The sequence below is a fragment of the Sulfuriflexus mobilis genome (assembly GCF_003967195.1).
GTDB lineage: Bacteria > Pseudomonadota > Gammaproteobacteria > AKS1 > AKS1 > Sulfuriflexus > Sulfuriflexus mobilis.
Window position 1 is genome coordinate 72,805 of the sequence record NZ_AP018725.1, and the last position, 18,262, is coordinate 91,066.

An 18,262-nucleotide genomic window follows, 5' to 3' on the forward strand; every position below is an offset into this window, starting at 1 on the left:
AGACATGTCTGTGACACATGATTCAATACAAAATGAATTCAAGCGCAAGGCCTTCATAAAAACACTGAGCGTGTACGACTGGTTGTTTGCGGTGGCCACCCTGTACGGGACGTATTTTGCCTGGGATGAATACAAAGCATTGATGGATGTCTATGAGGTTGGCATCCTGTTTGGTACGGGCCTGGCAATGATTGCCCTGGGCTGGTTATGGAAGCCCTCCCGCACCTTGATGCTGGTAGTGGCAGGTTTGAGTCTGTTTGGGGTGATGCAGTACGGCAGCGGTCTGGCACCGGCCGAGACCAATTTCTTCCTGCGTTTTCTGCTCTCCAGTCAATCGGCGATCATGTGGATGAGCGCCCTGTACGTATTGGCAACGGTTACCTACTTCATTGGTTTGTTCATGCAGTCTGAATTTACCAATAAGGTCGCCTCAGCCATGACCTGGTCGGCAACGACAATGGGACTAGTAGGGCTGATGGTGCGCTGGCGCGAGTCTTACCTGATCAGCCACGACGTCGGCCACATTCCGGTGAGTAACCTCTATGAAGTCTTTATCCTCTTTGCCATCATTACCGCCTTGCTCTATCTGTTTTATGAGGCCAAGTACAAGACTCGCGCCATGGGTGGTTTTGTATTGCTGATCATCAGTGCTGCCGTGGCCTTCCTGCTCTGGTACACCTTTGACAAAGGTGCCGACGAGATCCAGCCACTGGTACCGGCACTGCAAAGTTACTGGATGAAAATTCACGTACCCGCCAACTTTATTGGTTACGGCTGTTTTGCCCTGTCGGCGATGGTTGGTGTGATCTTCCTCATCCGCGAACGTGCCGGCGAGGGCAGTTATGCCGCGCGTATTCTGCCGCATGGTGATTTGCTCGACGACGTTATGTACAAGTCGATTGCGCTGGGTTTTGCCTTCTTTACCATTGCGACGATACTCGGTGCGATGTGGGCCAACGAGGCTTGGGGGGGTTACTGGTCATGGGACCCGAAAGAGACCTGGGCGCTGATCGTCTGGCTGAACTATGCGGCCTGGTTGCATATGCGCCTGACCAAGGGCTGGCGCGGCGCAGGGATGGCCTGGTGGGCGGTCATTGGCCTGTTTGTGACCCTGTTCGCCTTCCTTGGTGTGAACATGTTTCTCTCCGGCCTGCATTCTTATGGTGAACTTTAAGGCTGGGTCTGTGGTCTTTTAGTCTGGAAGTGATTAAAGGAAGCTGAATAATGAAAAGACGCCTGTTTATCCTGTTTGCCCTGCTCAGCCTGTCGCTGCCGCTGGCGGCCTATGACGAGGGTTTCGAATACAAACAGATCACGCCTGCACTACCGACCAGTAGCAAGGACAAGGTCGAGGTAGTGGAATTATTTTGGTATGGCTGCCCGCATTGTTATGACTTTGAGCCAAGCCTGGGCGAGTGGGCCGGGAAACTACCTGAAAATGTGGAGTTTATCCGTATCCCGGCAATCTTCCGCCAGGGCTGGCTGCCACATGCACGTGCCTATTACACGGCCGAGGCGCTGGGGGTATTGGACAAGACCCATGCCGCCTTCTTTGATGCCGTGCACAGGCAAAAGCGCGCCCTGCAAACCGAAAAGGACATTGCCGACTTCTATGCCCAGCATGGCGTGAAGCGAGAAGACTTCAAAAAGGCCTGGGATTCCTTTGTGGTGCAATCCAGGGTGCAGCGCGCGGTCAGTATGACCAAGCGTTACGGCATCACCGGAGTGCCGGCCATGGTCGTTAATGGCAAGTACCGTACCGGTGGCCCGGAGGCCAACATCAACAGCCCGGGCAATACCAAGCAAGAGCAGCACGAAAATGTCCTCAAGCTGGTCGACTGGCTGGTCGCGCGCGAGGTGGCGGCTATCAAGCAATAAGTCCTGCCACCATCCTGTGGCAACTCACTTGACAGAGTGGGGCGGCAGGACGGGCATCTTGTCCACGGGTAGGCTAGAATAATCCTTAGTTCATTTTCTGGCGTAGTAACCCATGAAGGCTGCGGTTCTCTTTGTAAAATGCCTGGAACACGAGGGCGTCGAATACATTTTTGGTATCCCGGGTGAGGAAAACCTCGACCTTATGGATGCCCTGCTGGATTCCAACATCCGCTTTATTACTACCCGTCACGAGCAGGGTGCGGCCTTTATGGCCGATGTCTATGGCCGCCTGAGCGGCCGCGCCGGTGTCTGCCTGGCAACACTCGGCCCGGGCGCCACGAATCTGGTGACGGGTGTCGCCGATGCGAATATGGACCATGCCCCGGTCGTGGCCATCGCCGGGCAGGCCGGCACGGATCGCATGCACAAAGAGTCTCATCAGGTGCTGGACCTGGTCAGTATGTTTGCGCCGATCACAAAATATGCCTCGCGACTGCCGACGCCCGATATCATTCCCGAGGTGCTGCGCAAGGCCTTCAAACTGGCGCAGAGTGAAAAGACCGGTGCCTGCTTTGTCGAGTTTCCGGAAAATATTGCCAAGATGGAGACCGAGCATGAGGTCTTGCCGATCAAGGTGCCGAGTCGTTCCGAGCCCGCCGCTGATCGTGTGGCGTACGCCATTGAGCTGATTTCAAAGGCCAGACACCCGATGATCCTTGCCGGCAACGGCGTCGTCCGGGCAGGTGCCTGGCACGAACTGGCCGACTTTGCCGAACGGCTGAACATCCCGCTTGCCAATACCTTTATGGCCAAGGGCGTGATCCCCTTTGGCCACCCGATGGCCCTGGGCAGCGCCGGCCTGCAGTCGTATGACTACGTAAATTGTGGTTTTGATCGGGCAGACCTGATTATCTGCGTCGGTTATGACCTGGTCGAATACCACCCCTACTTATGGCACCCGACACGAGACCGCCAGATCATCCACATCGACACGACCTCTGCCGAGGTCGATGAGTCCTACCCAATTGAGTGTGGTGTGGTCGGGGATATCAAGCAAAGTCTCATACGGATTGCCGCAAAGGCCAAGCCGCATAAAGGCCACCTGATGCGACCCCTGCGTGAGGCGCTGATCAAGGAAATGAACCGTCATGCCGATGACACGGATTTTCCTATCAAGCCACAAAAGCTGATCTGGGAACTGCGTACCGCCATGGACATGAACGATATTGCCATTTGTGACGTCGGTGCACACAAGATGTGGATGGCACGCATGTTTCGTTGTGAGCACCCCAATACCTGTATTATTTCCAACGGTTTTGCCAGTATGGGCATCGCCGTACCGGGTGCGGTCGCCGCCAAGCTGAGTTTTCCTGAACGGGCGGTGGTAGCGGTGACCGGTGATGCCGGCTTCCTCATGAACTCACAGGAGATTGAAACCGCCATGCGCCTGCAGACGCCGATTGTGATCCTGATCTGGAATGATGGTGGCTATGGTCTAATCGAATGGAAGCAGATGGCCCAGTTTGGCCGCAAGTCACATGTTGACTTTACCAATCCGGACTTCGCCAAATACGCCGAGGCCTTTGGTGCCAAGGGTTACCGTGTGGAAAAAGCACAGGACTTGGCGGGTATATTAAAAACCGCACTGGCCGATAATACAGTAAGTATTATTGATTGCCCGGTCGACTACAGCGAGAACCTGAAGTTGACTGAGCAGCTGGGTGAGATGGTTTCACCCATATAATATATGCCAACAGAACATAAATTACGTCTGCTGAGTTACAACATCCAGGGAGGCATCGGTACAGCCGGTTACCATCACTATGTTACCCAGAGCTGGAAGCACATCCTGCCTCACCGGAGTAAACACAGAAACCTTGATCGGGTCGCTCAGATTGCCAGTGATTACGACATAGTGGCCTTGCAGGAAACCGATGCAGGCAGCATACGGAGTAATTTTATTAATCAGGCCGAGTATATTGCCGAGGAGGCAGGTTTCCCTTTCTGGCATGATCAGATCAACCGGAACATGGGAAAATTTGCCAAACACAGTAACAGCCTGCTGAGCAAGATGCGCCCCAGTGAAGTGGTAGACCACAAGTTACCGGGACTGATACCCGGGCGCGGTGCCTTGATGGTCCGGTTTGGAAACAAGAATGCTTCGCTGGTGATCTTTGTGGTGCACCTGGCACTGAGTCGTCGTACGCGCAAGAGCCAGCTGGCCTTTATCAGCGAGCAGGTTCAGGAACATAAACACGTAGTCATGATGGGTGACATGAATTGCGAAGTCGACAGCCATGAAATGAAGCTGTTATTCAGGCAGACACATTTAAAAGAACCTGAGTGCCGCCCACATACCTTCCCGAGCTGGCGACCACAGAGGCACATTGACCATATTCTGGTAAGTGATGAGGTGCATGTTCTGGATGTACAGGCACTGAACCAGGGTGTGTCGGATCATTTGCCGATGGTGATGGAAATTGGTCTACCAGATACGATTAAACTTGTTTGAGGATAAGTAATGGCGGATTGGAAAGAAAAATATTTTGCCAGCCTTGAAAATCTCGAGGAAAAGGAAAAAGGATGGCATGAGACCGATCAGTTATTAAGACGCTGCCTGTCACGTATTACACTGTCCGCGGATGGCCAGGATAAAAAACTCGACGACTTGCTTGAGCGGTTACGTAATTCTGTACGCAATGAAAAAAACCTGTCACGCATCCAGAATACCGTCGATGCCATCATCGAAACTGCAGCGGAGATTGCAGATAGCAAGCCTAAAAAAATTACTGTGCCACAGGTGTTGCTGGAAATACTGAAAAAGATTGAATTCCCCAAGAAATTTGCCAATGATGTAAAGCGAGTTCGCAAGAAAATTGAATATGCGAACGAGAATCGTGATCCCGCTGAGCTGATAGACAGCCTGGTAAGTCTGCTATCCGAAATAATTGAAGAGGCTGAAGATTCCGCAGGCGTGGAAAAAGAGAAAAAAGGTCTGTTTAGTGGTCTGTTTGGTAAAGGTGATAAAGCCCCTATAGAAGAGAAACAGCCGGATGTCGGCGTTGCTAAAAGTGAAGAAGTTAACAGCGAAGTTAACAGCGAAGTCAAACAAGCTAAGCAGGCAGATATAAAGCCGGGCACAAGCGATGTTGATGAAGCCTTAGTGCTGGTAAGGGATGTATTGACGGACTACCTGCGACAGATACAGGTGCTTGAACCTGATGCAGCCAGCATGGGTAAGGTGCGATTACGCGTACAGAGTATTAGTGCCCGGGGTGAGTTAAAGCAACTTGTTGCTGATATGGCGAAGATAATAAAGCCGGCCAACCCGGAACACGGGCAAGAGGATAGTGCAGGAAATTCAGAAGAAAAACATGGCTTCGAGATAAATGAGATCCTGATCCAGTTACTGGAAAGAATGGGCCTTCCAGTAGAACTGAATGAGCGCGTTGAAGCACTAAAGTTAAAATGGCAGGATGGTGTCAGCGAAGATCAAATTGTTGATGCGCTTGAAGATATTGCCGAACTGGTAATAGAAATACGTACCCGGATAGAGCGGGAAAAGAACGAGATTCAGTTATTTCTACAACAGGTTACCGATCGACTTCTTGAGTTAGACAAACATATTCAGGAAGATACTGCGCTGAGTGCAGGTATCTTTGAAGAAAACAAGAGCTTTGGTGAAGCCGTCGATGGTCAGGTAAAGAATATTCGTAGTGATGTACAGGATGCCACCGACCTTGCAAAACTGAAACTCAGTATTTATGAAAAACTCGAAATTATAAACGGACATGTTGAGGGTTTCAGAGGCAAGGAAGAGCAGCGTAAAGAGGCGATGCAGGCGCGTGTGGAGGCATTGACGAAGAAGGTCAGTGAACTTGAAGGTGAATCCAGCCAGCTACGAGAAAAGATCGTTGAAGAAAAGCAACAATCCATGCTCGATGCACTGACCCGGATACCCAACCGGCTGGCATGGAACGAAAGAATAACCTTGGAATACAATCGCTGGCGTCGCTACAAGTCACCCCTGGTGATTGCGGTGTGGGATGTAGATGACTTCAAGAAGATCAATGATACCTACGGCCACAAGGCTGGTGATAAGGTGCTAATGACCATTTCCAACGTATTCAAGGATCAGGTTCGTGAAACAGACTTCCTGGCCCGTTTTGGTGGCGAGGAATTCGTCGTGTTGCTGACGGAAACAAGCCTGAATGACTCCGTTGCGGTGATGGAAAAGTTACGCAAGGCCATTGAAGGCTGTCAGTTCCATCATGGTGAAAAGGCGGTAAAGATCACGGTGTCAGGCGGCTTCACCGAGTTCAAGGGTGATGATACGGAGGAATCGGCCTTTGAACGCGCCGATCAATTTATGTACCAGGCCAAGCGTAGCGGCAAAAATCGCTGCATCAGTGATAATGATAATTAAAAGGCTCGCCTGTTGAAGTTAATGGATTCTGCCTGGCTGGTGGTGAAGGGCTTTTGCATGGGTATGGCCGATCTGGTGCCCGGGGTCAGTGGCGGTACCATGGCCTTTATCCTTGGCATCTATGAACGTCTGCTGGCCGCTATCCGTTCATTCGATAAGGCCTGGCTACTGGCGGTACTCCGCCTCGATATGCTGACGGCCCTCAGGCGCCCGCACTTTCACTTTATCCTGCCCTTGCTGGCGGGGATAGCGGCCGCGCTGATCTTTTTTACCCAGGTGGTGCCCTTGCCGGTATTGCTGCGCGAATCACCCGAACTGGTGTATGGTCTGTTCTTTGGACTTATCCTCGGTTCCATAATTGTCCTAATGGGCGAACTCAAGGGCTTTGGTCCGGGCGATGCGATCACCTTATTGATCGGCACGGTAGTGGGACTGTTGGTGGTTAACATGGTGCCTGTCGAGACGCCGGATGCCGGCTGGTTTATTTTTCTTGCCGGCGCGATTGCGATCTGCGCCATGATTCTGCCGGGTATATCCGGCTCCTTCCTGTTGTTGCTCATGCACAAGTACAGCACCATCATCACGGCCATAGGCGAACTGAATGTCTCCATCCTGCTGCCGTTTGCACTCGGTTGTATTGCCGGCCTGGCCAGTTTCTCGCGCCTGTTGGGCTGGTTGCTGGGGCATTTTTACCAGCGGACCTTATTGGTCATAAAGGGGATTCTGCTTGCCTCGCTCTGGGTGATCTGGCCATTTCAGCTACGCGGTTATGAAATTGTTGCGGACAAGGAACGCCTGGTCAGCAGCCTGCCGCAGTGGCCAGGTCGCCTCGATGAGACGGTCATCGCTTCGTTGGGACTGATGCTTCTAGGTCTTTTCGTCGTATTAGGCATCCATGCCCTGAGCCGGCGTAAGTCTTGAAATAACATGTCTGCGAGAGCAGGCGAGTGTGTTGAATCACTTGGAGGAGGCTGGGTAACGTTCTCCTATCACATATATAGACGCTATTAGTGGTTTATTCCCGTTGCGTTACAGGTGTCACGCATACGCAACACATTTGTAATACGTCATATCTCTTTCCTAGCCATCCTCAAGTCAGCGATGATTCTTTCAGCAGTGTGCTTGTCAGGATGGCCAACAGCGATCACTGTTGTATCAACGATTAGTGCGGGAAAGGATTTCAGATTAAGTTGTTTGGCGAGGCCTTGTCCATTTTCATCTTCTAAAGAAATCACATCAAGTTCGATATGATATTTCAAACATTCCATGTTCCATATCTGCTGTGTATTTTCACAGGAAGAATAGGGGCCAGCGAGTATCAATACTAATTTCATATATTATAAATATCTTATATACCTTGTGCGCTATTTTGGATAAAAATGTTACTATAATTGCGGCACTGAAAATGATCCTTGATCAAGGTCAAGTCATTAATTACATAGAATGAATTTATGCAATACGACAAAACTATATTAGACGAGTTTCAACATATTCCTCTATTCGAAGCATTGGATGATTCGCAGCTTGAGGAAATACTTGCAACGACGCTGAAAATTTCCTTGCCTGCCAAGACAACTTTATTTGAAAGGGGCGCGCGGGCAGAACACTTTTATATGGTACATAGCGGGCAGATAAAGCTATTTTGTCTATCACCCCAAGGCGATGAAAAGGTAATGGAAATCCTGTACCCAAAACAAACTTTTGCAGAAGCGGTAATGTTTATGCCTGGGCATGTTTACCCCGTCAGTGCCGAGGCCATCGCAAATAGTGAAGTTTTCCGCTTTGATATGAGCTTGTTCCACAGAATACTAAAAGAGTCACAAGAAAGTTGTTTTCGGTTATTAGGTATTATGAGCATGCACTTACATGCAAAGATTAGTGATATCAATAATCTCACCTTACATAATGCGACATATCGCTTGATTGTCTATTTATTGGGGCAATTGCCGGCCGATGCGGCAACATTATCCGATATTCATTTAAGTACCCCTAAAAACATTATTGCTTCACGGCTATCAATTAAGCCAGAGACTTTTTCCCGCATCCTGCTGCAATTAAGCAAGCAGAACCTGATAAAAACCCACGATAATGATATTACCTTACTGGATGTTGACGGCCTGCGAGCCTTGTTATAGCTGAATCCTTATATATCCGCCCCTGCAAGCCCAGAATTTAGCCATTTATCTGCATCCTCTCAGGTTTGGGTAAGGTACTTGATATAGATCAAGGCTGTTACCTTGCTACTATGAGTAAATCAGGCTATTAGATTTGGCTATAAACTTTACGTATATAGAGTCAGGGGATAAGGGAGTCAGTCATGAGTGAAAAATTCACAAAATCCATGGCCCGAAACATCTTTTATGGTGGGACGGTCTTTTTTTTCCTGTTCTTCGTGGCGTTAACCTTTGATACGACGGGCGTACTGCCGGAGCGTGATCACAGAGAAAACATCACAGAACAGGTGGTCTTGGGCAAGAAGGTCTGGGAAGTAAATAATTGTATTGGTTGCCACACCTTACTGGGTGAGGGTGCGTATTTTGCGCCGGAACTGGGTAATGTCTACCAACGCTTTGGTAACAGTAAAGAGGCCATTATTGGCTTTATCAAGAGTCGACCAGTTAATGGCATTAAAGGACGTCGCAGTATGCCTCAATTCAACCTGAGTGACGAAGAACTGGAAGCAGTGGCAGAATTCCTGAAATGGACCTCGGAAGTTAATACGGCTAATTGGCCACCAAATATCCAGGGTTAAGGGGGATAATAGAATGCAATATCAATCACAAGCTGTTTCCAAACCGTACTTTATTGCGGCCATTGGTTTGTTTGTCGGACAAATTTTGTTCGGTGTCATACTGGGGATGCAATATGTCATTGGGGATTTTCTATTTCCTGAAATTCCCTTTAACGTCGCCCGCATGGTGCATACCAACCTTTTAATTGTCTGGTTGTTATTTGGTTTTATGGGTGCCACCTATTTTATGGTGCCGGAAGAGGCTGAAACAGAGCTATATAGCCCCAAGCTGGCGATAGGGCTGTTCTGGATATTCCTGATTGCCGGGGCATTAACCATTGTAGGTTATCTGGCGGTGCCTTATGCAACACTCGCCAAGATAACCGGTAATGACTTATTGCCAACCATGGGCCGTGAGTTCCTTGAACAACCCACGATTACCAAGATTGGTATTGTCATCGTCGCCTTGGGATTTCTGTTTAATATCAGCATGACGGTGCTTAAAGGCCGTAAAACCGCTATCAGCATGGTGCTGTTACTGGGTTTATGGGGGCTGGCAGTGTTCTTCCTGTTCTCATTCTACAATCCTGACAACCTGATTCTGGATAAATACTTCTGGTGGTGGGTTGTGCATCTGTGGGTAGAAGGTGTATGGGAATTGATCCTCGGCGCTATCCTTGCCTTCGTGCTTATCAAGATGACGGGTGTGGATCGCGAGATTATTGAAAAATGGTTGTATGTCATTATTGCCATGTCCCTGATCACCGGTATTATTGGTACAGGGCATCATTATTACTGGATTGGTGCCCCGGAATACTGGCAATGGTGGGGCTCTATATTCTCTGCCCTTGAACCTATTCCATTTTTCATGATGGTGATTTTCGCCTTCAATATGATTAACAAACGTCGGCGTGAGCATCCCAATAAGGCGGCGATGTTATGGGCGATGGGTACGCCGGTGATGGCATTTCTCGGCGCAGGCGTCTGGGGTTTCATGCATACCCTGGCACCGGTAAATTACTATACTCATGGCAGTCAAATTACCGCTGCACATGGTCACATGGCATTTTATGGTGCCTATGTCATGGTGGTGCTGGCTATCATTTCCTATGCGATGCCCTTGCTACGTGGTCGTGCGGCGGCCAATAGTAATAAATCCCAGGTTATGGAAATGTGGTCATTCTGGTTAATGACGGTTGCTATGGTATTTATTACCTTGTTCCTGACCGGGGCCGGCATTCTGCAAACATGGTTACAGCGTATTAGCGATAACCCACTACCCTTTATGGAGGTGCAGGATAAGATCTCGGTTTTCTACTGGATGCGCGAAGTCGCGGGTATAGTCTTCCTGATTGGCTTGATACTTTATATCATCAGTTTCTTTATCGGTGGTAAGGAAGAGGCCAGGGCATAAACATAACTGGATTAACCCGGGGCCATTCTTTATGGCCCCGGTGTTAGTAATCAATGCCCCAATCAGGTCCTAATCTCAAAAATATCTTCCAGGTGAATTTTCCACCTGAATAATTATTTTTGCAGAATTAACAGCCGGTTATTGTAGTGATTGAGTGTAATAATGTATCTATGGATAGGTATTTCATAGGGGAAGCCTGATGGCAGATTCGGCAAAAGAGGTAACGGCAGTGTCTGAGACGCAGGCTGCGCCGTATTATTTATCAACTGGAAACGAAGAAGCCCTGTTCGAGCATGCCTGGCAACACCAATTACCCGTACTGATTAAAGGCCCTACAGGTTGTGGCAAGACCCGTTTTATTCGCTATATGGCAGAAAAATTGGGGCGTCCACTTTATACCGTTGCCTGTCATGATGATTTGACGGCCGCTGATTTAGTGGGTCGTCATCTTATCGGCGAGGGCTCGACCTACTGGGTAGATGGCCCGTTGACCCGTGCAGTGCGTGAAGGGGGGATTTGTTATCTGGATGAAGTGGTTGAGGCTCGAAAGGATACCACCGTTGTGTTACATCCACTCTCAGATGACCGGCGAATATTACCGATAGAGCGTACCGGCGAAACCCTCGAGGCATCACCGGACTTTATGCTGGTGGTCTCGTATAACCCGGGATACCAGAACTTGCTCAAGGGAATGAAACCCAGTACCCGGCAGCGATTTGTTTCAATGCGGTTTTCCTACCCAGGGCCCAAAAAGGAACAGGCCATTATTCTGGCTGAAACCGGTATCACCGAGCATCGGGCCAAGCAGCTGGTGTCATTGGCGAATGCACTTAGGGCCTTAAAGGATCATGACCTGGAGGAAAGTGCCAGTACCCGCTTATTGGTCTATACGGCAACCCTTATCAAAGGTGGGTTTGACCCGGTAGAGGCCTGCCGGGCGGCATTGGTTGAACCCCTGACCGATGATGAAGAAACTGTTAATGCCTTAATGGAAGTGGTCTATGCCACGTTTGGCCGCTGAAAATAACAACCTGCCCCCATCAGATGAAAAACCGGGGCAGGGTTTGGCAACCGTTGCAGAACTATTGTATCTGTTTAACCTGCTATTGTTGCCAGGCATTGCTTTTATTATTCTGTTGCTTGTTTATATGCGTTATCGCAACACCTCTCCACCATTGGCTGTCTGCCACCTGCGTCAAACAGTATCGGCCAGCATATGGGCTGGTGTAATGCTGGTGCTGGTCAATGCATTAATCATCCTGCTCGGCGGCTATGATTCCCCCTCAACCTGGATAGTCGTAATCCTTTATTTCACAACCATTCATGCGACACTGATTTTGCTTGGCAGCCTCGGGTTGGCTAAGGCCATGGCAAATAAGCATTATCATTTTCCATTGATTGGGCGTAGTTGTTCGGGGGAGTAGGTATAATGAACTCCTGTTCTTCATGTGCATCGGCAACCACATCTGAATCAAAAGAGGCAATTGCTCCCCGTTTGCAGCTGAGACGACGTTTATTTCAGAGCAGTTTCTTCATCTTTTTCATCTTTGCGCCTGTACTCGACATATTCAGACTGGATTTGACACTGGGTCATTTTATCTTCTTTGGATATAACTGGACGCTGGGCCTGGATCCGCTGCTGGCAGGAGAAGCAAGCTCGCTCGAGGCGGTATCCAATATCATTGTACGTGGATTTTTACCCCTATTAGGGGTTGTGCTGGCTTTCGGCTGGACCTCATGGAAATATGGCCGTCTTTACTGTGGCTGGTTATGCCCGCATTTTTCGGTAGTGGAAATGGTTAACGGCCTGATGCGGCGTGCCAGTGGGAAGCTCAGCATTTGGGACAGACAGAAACTATCAAGGCAACGCCCCGATGGGCAGATAGTCGAGACAAATAACCGATACTGGTGGCTGGTGTTTATCGCCGTTGTGGGGTTTGCTTTTTTATGGGCTGTGGTCTTTCTGACGTATTTATTACCGCCAAAAGAGATTTATCATAATCTTCTGAATTTGAGTTTAACGCGTAATCAAATGCTGTTCATTAGCGTGGCAACGTTGTTACTCAGCATCGAGTTCATGTTTGCCCGTCACCTGTTTTGTCGCTTTGCCTGTGCTGTAGGGGTTTTTCAGAGCCTGGTATGGATGGCCAACAAACACGCGATGGTTGTCAGTTTTGAGCGCCAGAGTGCAGCGGACTGCCTGGGTTGTCATCATGCCTGTGAAGATGAATGCCCTATGCGCCTTAAACCCCGATCTATTAAACGACGTATGTTCAACTGTACCGAGTGCGCACGATGTCTTGTTGCCTGTGAACAGGTGCAGTCAGAGAAAAGCAGGCCCTCATTGCTAAAGTGGCAAGATGGGCAATCTGCATTGCAGGAAAGTGACCGCTAATGGCACTCAGGGCACCGAGGGCATTACAAGTTATACACCGCCTGGTAGAACTGGAAGAGCATGTTGGTACCTTATGGCATCGTTTGGTAACGCAAACAGCAACGCAACGTTATCCTGATGCGGCGGTATATCTGGAAGATGTGCGACGTAGTGTTGGTGTGCTGTTTCGAGCTATGGGTGGCGATGGTGGTCTCAAGATAGCATCGACACCGGCCACAGAATACGGTGCGCAACGTACCTGGTTGCAACGCATTGCCGGTACGAATAAGCATGTGGAGCTGGCCTGGCGTAATGAATCATCATTAAATCTTCCGGCCTGTATTGATGTATTTGCCAAACAGGAACTAAACCATGATCTGTATTTGTGGCTGGCTGCACTGGCATCGGCAGATGGTGGCATCAGGCAAGAGCAGAATGACTGGATTAATTATAACCAGTGGTTGAGTTGCAAGGTATTAAAACGCTTTCCGGGCCTGATAAACCGTTATCAACGTCTGGTCGAGGCGCAGTTGGCATTACGACCCGATGTGAGAAATTTAACTACTGATGCCGCCAAACTGGAACTCGCTATCCAGCATGCTTTAGAGCATCCGGGGCAGGCAAGAGCCTTACCCGATCTATCAAAGCCTCCACGTTATCTACCGCAGCCCGTTTTCCTGTGGCTGCATCCCTCACCGCCGCTGTCTGCAACGGCTTCAACCTTACCCCAGGATGATGAAGCTATGCCCGAGGCTAATGGAGAGGTTATTGACCCACAGGAACAACGTCGCTATCGGGCGGAAAAAGTCGATATGCCTGATGGTAAAAACGGCCTGGTACTGGATCGATTTGAAAATATATTCAGCTGGGCCGAATACATCAAGGTTGATCGTAGCACGGACGAGGATGAAGACCTGGAATCAGCAGAAGATACGGCAAAAGACCTTGAACAGCTGAGCGTCGCACGTGACAGTAAAACCACGGCAAAACGCATACGGTTTGACCTTGATCTACCATCGGCTGAGAGTGATGACAGCCCCTTGGGGGAAGGTATCCTGTTACCAGAATGGGATTACCGAAAAGGTGAATTAATCAAAGACTATTGCTGCCTGCAGCCAATGATTGCCGATACAGCGGAGGCAATAGAATTACCCACAGCATTGCGTAGCACAGCAAAGCGGCTTCGCAGTCAGTTTGAAGCACTGGTTCCATCACGGATCTGGTATCGCGGCCAGCAGGAAGGCAGTGAAATTGATCTCGATGCTTACCTTGATTTTATTACTGAGCAAAAACAGACGCGGGCAATTGCCGAGCAGGGTATGTACCGTGAATTCCGTGGCGGGATACGTGACCTGGCCTGTTTATTACTTGCGGATCTGTCACTCTCAACCGACTCCTGGGTAAATAATCATGCAAGGGTTATTGATGTAGTACGTGATAGCCTGTTGTTATTTGCCGAGGCACTTTCGGCCACGGGTGATCAATTTGCCATGTATGGATTTTCATCACGTTATCGGCAACATATTCGTTTTCATACCTTAAAGACATTTAACGAAGCGCATAACAATATTTCGCGTGGCCGTATTAATGCCATCAGGCCAGGTTTTTATACTCGCATGGGTGCGGCAATCCGGCAGGCAAGTGAGATACTAAGTAAGCAACCCGCCAGCCAGCAATTATTATTATTGCTCACTGATGGCAAGCCCAATGACCTGGATCAGTATGATGGGCGTTATGGTATTGAAGACACACGCATGGCGTTGATTGAGGCACGTCGCCGAGGCCTGCAGCCATTTTGTGTGACCATTGACGAAAAGGCAGGCGATTATTTACCCTATATGTTTGGCGCGGATAATTATGTAGTGATACGTAAACCCTCTGAACTGCCACGTGAATTACCTTTGTTGTATGCGCGACTCACGCATTAGTTAATTATGAATATTAAAGAATTACTCATGCTACGCACTGATGTCTAAAATTAAATGATCATTTTCATTGTATGGTGAAACATTGAAAGAATATCTACACAAAGTCCGAAACCTGGCAATCATCTTTATATTACTGATTGTCAGCGGGCAGGTTGCTGCTGCGGGAATTCAGGATCATTTTCCATTAATCCAGAAATTCTTTCCAGAAGCTGATGGTGTTGGTGATCTTGAAGGCCAACCAGCATCTGCTGCGGTACTTAAAGGCTCGAATGTCCTGGGTTATGTCTATTACACAGATGATGTTATAAAAATTCCCGCCTACTCAGGTAAACCAATACGAACCCTGGTTGGTTTTGATATAGAGGGCAAGATCGTGGGGTTGAAGATAGTACACCACGAGGAACCTATTCTTGTGGTGGGTATATCCGATGCGGATTTACAGGCGTTCATAGATCAGTATCTAAATAAATATGTTAATGACAAAATAAAAGTTGGTGGCAGGGATCGAGATGGATATAAATCGATTGATTCCATCAGCGGTGCAACCATTACGGTTATGGTGCTTAATGCGACGATAAATCAATCAATGCGTAAAGTCGCAGAGGCACGTGGCCTGTTGAGTCTCGACGGTGAAATATTGGCCCAGACGAAAGCATTTGATGAAGAACCAATTTGGATTTATGTCTGGCGCGGCAAAGTGTTCCAGATTTCAGTTTTAATTCTTGGTCTGGCCGTATTGATGCTGATTCTGGTTATGCAGGACTGGATTGCACAGCACCCAACTTTTTTAATCTATTTGCGTACTGGATTCCTCATCTACACGGTAGTCTTTATTGGCTGGTATTCGCTGGCACAACTTTCAATTGTCAATATCTTTACCTTTGTTAATTCTTTTATGCATGGTTTCAGCTGGGATAATTTTCTTATTGACCCGATGATGTTTCTTTTATGGGGCTTTGTTGCAGTCACGGTTCTATTGTGGGGCCGTGGCGTGTATTGCGGCTGGCTTTGCCCTTTTGGCGCCATGCAGGAATTGATTTTTCGTATTACGGAGCGTTGTAAGTGCCCAACATTCGAATTCCCTGAAGTCGTGCATGAACGTTTATGGGCGATTAAATATATTATTTTGCTGGGATTATTTGCAGTATCGATGCAGTCATTGGTTATGGCGGAAAAACTGGCTGAAGTAGAACCTTTTAAAACCGCGGTAACATTACGCTTTGCCCGGGAATGGAGTTATGTGCTCTATGCTGCTGGATTGTTATTGATATCTGCATTTAATCGAAAATTTTATTGTCGCTATGTTTGCCCGCTTGGGGCGGCACTAACGTTCCCGTCTAAATTTCGAATTTTTGAGTGGCTACGACGCTACAAAGAATGTGGGCGACCCTGCCAGATCTGCAGAAATGAATGTGAAGTCCGCGCCATACGCTCAACTGGTGAGATTAATGCCAATGAATGCCATTATTGTCTGGATTGCCAGGTCACCTACTGGAATGCCTATAAATGCCCACCGCTGGCAGAAAAACGTAAAAAAAGAGAACGTACCAGTAAATTGAGTGAGTCTATGCAGAAATAATATATTGATATATATAGTTATTTATATATGTAGGGATTTTTTTATTTTTTCCGCGCCTCCTCAGGTTTTCTCGCTTGACCTATATCAAGGAACTTCTGAAATATAAGTAATAGTTTTCCAAACATAGGGGATTGATATTTCTAACCATAACCACTCTATGAGGAAGCTGTTATGAACTATACGAAACTGTCTATTACAAGCGTGATACTGGCCGGGGTTCTAGCCGGTACTGCGGGGTATGCGGCAACGGGTGAGCATCCTGGAACGCCTGAAGAAGAAATGCGTTACAAGGGTGCGCCAGTACCTATTGACCCAGGCGCAGCAAAGGAGCAACTCACACCCGGTGCACCAGCAATAAGCGAGGATGAATTTGCCCGTGCCAAGACAATCTTCTTTGAACGTTGTGCCGGTTGTCATGGTGTTTTACGCAAAGGCGCCACGGGTAAGCCGTTAACCCCGGATATTACCTTACCCAAGGGAACTGAGTACCTGAAGGCTTTCATTGGCTATGGTTCCCCTGGTGGTATGCCAAACTTTGGTTCGTCAGGTGAGCTAGCACAAAAAGATGTCGATTTAATGGCGCGTTATTTGCAGCATGAGCCACCCGTGCCCCCAGAATATGGCATGAAAGAAATCAGGGATAGCTGGAAGGTTCTTGTTCCGGTAAATAAGCGCCCTAAAAAGCAGGAGAACAAATATAATCTGAAAAATGTCTTCTCGGTCACCCTGCGTGATACAGGGGAGGTCGCCATCATTGACGGTGATAGCAAAAAGATTATCAACATAGTCAAGACAGGTTATGCGGTTCATATATCACGCATGTCAACCTCAGGTCGTTACCTTTATGTTATTGGTCGTGATGCCAAGATCAATCTGATTGACCTGTGGATGAAGACGCCTGACAACGTTGCCGAGATCAAGGTCGGTATGGAGGCGCGATCAGTAGAAACCTCCAAATACAAGGGCTATGAAGATACTTATGCCATTGCAGGTTCATATTGGCCACCGCAGTACACCATTATGAAGGGTGATACCCTGGAACCGCTGAAAATCGTGGCAACGCGTGGTATGACTGTAGATACACAGGAATATCATCCGGAACCTCGTGTAGCCGCAATTGTTGGATCACACGAGAAACCGGAATTCATTGTCAACGTCAAGGAAACCGGCAAGATCCTGATGGTGAATTATTCGGACCTGGAAAATCTCCAGGTTACTACTGTGAATGCAGCGCGTTATCTGCATGATGGTGGCTGGGATTCATCTTTGCGTTACTTCCTGACTGCAGCCAACAAATCAAACAAGATCGCGGTAGTGGATTCAAAAACCTCCAAGCTGGAGGCATTGGTTGATGTTGGTCAGATTCCTCATCCTGGACGTGGCGCCAATTTCAAGGATTCAAAATACGGTCCGGTATGGGCAACCAGTCACCTGGGTGATGACACCATCTCTTTGATTGGCACAGATCCAAAAGGCCATAAGAAGAATGCCTGGAAAGTTGTGCGCACACTGAAGGGGCAGGGGGGAGGCTCGCTGTTTATCAAGACTCATCCAAAATCCAGCCATCTGTATGTTGACACACCTTTAAATCCAGATAGCGCAGTCAGTCAATCAGTTGCCGTGTTCGATTTAAAGAACATCGACAAGCCTTATACGGTTCTGCCAATTGCTGACTGGGCGAAGCTGGGTGAGGGCCCCAAACGTGTTGTACAGCCTGAGTTCAATGCCAAAGGTGATGAAGTCTGGTTCTCCGTCTGGAGTGGCGCAAAGCAGGAATCAGCGATTGTTGTTGTTGATGACAAGACTTTGAAGCTTAAAAACGTCATTAAAGATAAACGTCTGGTAACACCAACCGGTAAGTTTAATGTGTATAACACTATGCATGATGTTTACTGAACGTAACTGAAGCTGGATTGGCGGGGGGATTACTCT

Annotated in this window: 16 protein-coding genes; 15 read left to right on the forward strand and 1 reads right to left on the reverse strand. The window is 48.4% G+C overall.

The window, feature by feature from the left end; translation table 11 throughout:
* The first annotated feature begins 4 nt into the window (after nucleotides 1-4).
* The 6 genes from ccsB to EL386_RS00370 all read left to right on the forward strand — a co-directional run bounded on the left by ccsB (nucleotide 5) and on the right by EL386_RS00370 (nucleotide 7,225).
* Nucleotides 5-1,174, forward strand: coding sequence for a c-type cytochrome biogenesis protein CcsB (gene ccsB / locus EL386_RS00345; protein WP_126452165.1), 1,170 nt, complete (start codon nucleotides 5-7; stop codon nucleotides 1,172-1,174).
* A 50-nt stretch (nucleotides 1,175-1,224) separates the two neighbouring features.
* Entirely contained in the window at nucleotides 1,225-1,878 is a 654-nt protein-coding gene (locus EL386_RS00350; RefSeq protein ID WP_126452166.1) for a thiol:disulfide interchange protein DsbA/DsbL, read from the forward strand.
* Between the two features lie 112 nt (nucleotides 1,879-1,990).
* Nucleotides 1,991-3,622 (forward strand): acetolactate synthase large subunit, encoded by a 1,632-nt coding sequence (locus EL386_RS00355; RefSeq protein ID WP_126452167.1) that lies wholly within the window; start codon nucleotides 1,991-1,993, stop codon nucleotides 3,620-3,622.
* A gap of 3 nt (nucleotides 3,623-3,625) precedes the next feature.
* Entirely contained in the window at nucleotides 3,626-4,390 is a 765-nt protein-coding gene (locus EL386_RS00360; RefSeq protein ID WP_126452168.1) for an endonuclease/exonuclease/phosphatase family protein, read from the forward strand.
* A gap of 9 nt (nucleotides 4,391-4,399) precedes the next feature.
* Nucleotides 4,400-6,304 carry a sensor domain-containing diguanylate cyclase gene (locus EL386_RS00365; protein ID WP_126452169.1) on the forward strand — a complete coding sequence of 635 codons (1,905 nt, stop codon included), beginning with the start codon at nucleotides 4,400-4,402 and terminating at the stop codon, nucleotides 6,302-6,304.
* Between the two features lie 21 nt (nucleotides 6,305-6,325).
* Nucleotides 6,326-7,225, forward strand: coding sequence for a DUF368 domain-containing protein (locus EL386_RS00370; RefSeq protein WP_232020293.1), 900 nt, complete (start codon nucleotides 6,326-6,328; stop codon nucleotides 7,223-7,225).
* 146 nt (nucleotides 7,226-7,371) lie between these two features.
* Here the strand turns inward: EL386_RS00370 and EL386_RS00375 are convergent, their stop codons facing one another.
* Nucleotides 7,372-7,638: a hypothetical protein gene (locus EL386_RS00375; RefSeq protein WP_126452173.1), complete on the reverse strand. Its 267-nt coding sequence runs from the start codon at nucleotides 7,636-7,638 to the stop codon at nucleotides 7,372-7,374.
* 117 nt (nucleotides 7,639-7,755) lie between these two features.
* On the opposite strand from EL386_RS00375, the gene EL386_RS00380 reads away from it, so the two are divergent.
* From EL386_RS00380 to EL386_RS00420, 9 genes are all read left to right on the forward strand, one after another.
* A complete protein-coding gene (locus EL386_RS00380) occupies nucleotides 7,756-8,439 on the forward strand; it encodes a Crp/Fnr family transcriptional regulator (protein ID WP_126452175.1) in 684 nt (227 codons plus the stop codon).
* A 182-nt stretch (nucleotides 8,440-8,621) separates the two neighbouring features.
* Nucleotides 8,622-9,056, forward strand: coding sequence for a c-type cytochrome (locus tag EL386_RS00385; RefSeq protein WP_126452177.1), 435 nt, complete (start codon nucleotides 8,622-8,624; stop codon nucleotides 9,054-9,056).
* A gap of 13 nt (nucleotides 9,057-9,069) precedes the next feature.
* Nucleotides 9,070-10,449, forward strand: coding sequence for a cbb3-type cytochrome c oxidase subunit I (locus EL386_RS00390; RefSeq protein ID WP_126452179.1), 1,380 nt, complete (start codon nucleotides 9,070-9,072; stop codon nucleotides 10,447-10,449).
* A gap of 199 nt (nucleotides 10,450-10,648) precedes the next feature.
* The gene (locus EL386_RS00395) at nucleotides 10,649-11,470 is read left to right on the forward strand and encodes a CbbQ/NirQ/NorQ/GpvN family protein (RefSeq protein ID WP_126452181.1); all 822 of its coding nucleotides are present in this window, start codon (nucleotides 10,649-10,651) and stop codon (nucleotides 11,468-11,470) included.
* Complete coding sequence (locus EL386_RS00400) at nucleotides 11,451-11,873, forward strand: hypothetical protein (protein WP_126452184.1); 423 nt, start codon at nucleotides 11,451-11,453, stop codon at nucleotides 11,871-11,873. Before EL386_RS00395 ends, EL386_RS00400 begins: the two co-directional genes overlap by 20 nt.
* Before the next feature lie 155 nt (nucleotides 11,874-12,028).
* Nucleotides 12,029-12,844 carry a 4Fe-4S binding protein gene (locus EL386_RS00405; RefSeq protein WP_197722125.1) on the forward strand — a complete coding sequence of 272 codons (816 nt, stop codon included), beginning with the start codon at nucleotides 12,029-12,031 and terminating at the stop codon, nucleotides 12,842-12,844.
* Nucleotides 12,844-14,751, forward strand: coding sequence for a nitric oxide reductase activation protein NorD (locus tag EL386_RS00410; protein WP_232020218.1), 1,908 nt, complete (start codon nucleotides 12,844-12,846; stop codon nucleotides 14,749-14,751). Before EL386_RS00405 ends, EL386_RS00410 begins: the two co-directional genes overlap by 1 nt.
* 82 nt (nucleotides 14,752-14,833) lie before the next feature.
* A complete protein-coding gene (locus EL386_RS00415; RefSeq protein ID WP_126452188.1) occupies nucleotides 14,834-16,330 on the forward strand; it encodes a NosR/NirI family protein in 1,497 nt (498 codons plus the stop codon).
* Between the two features lie 171 nt (nucleotides 16,331-16,501).
* Complete coding sequence (locus EL386_RS00420) at nucleotides 16,502-18,226, forward strand: nitrite reductase (protein WP_126452190.1); 1,725 nt, start codon at nucleotides 16,502-16,504, stop codon at nucleotides 18,224-18,226.
* Nucleotides 18,227-18,262: the final 36 nt, after the last annotated feature.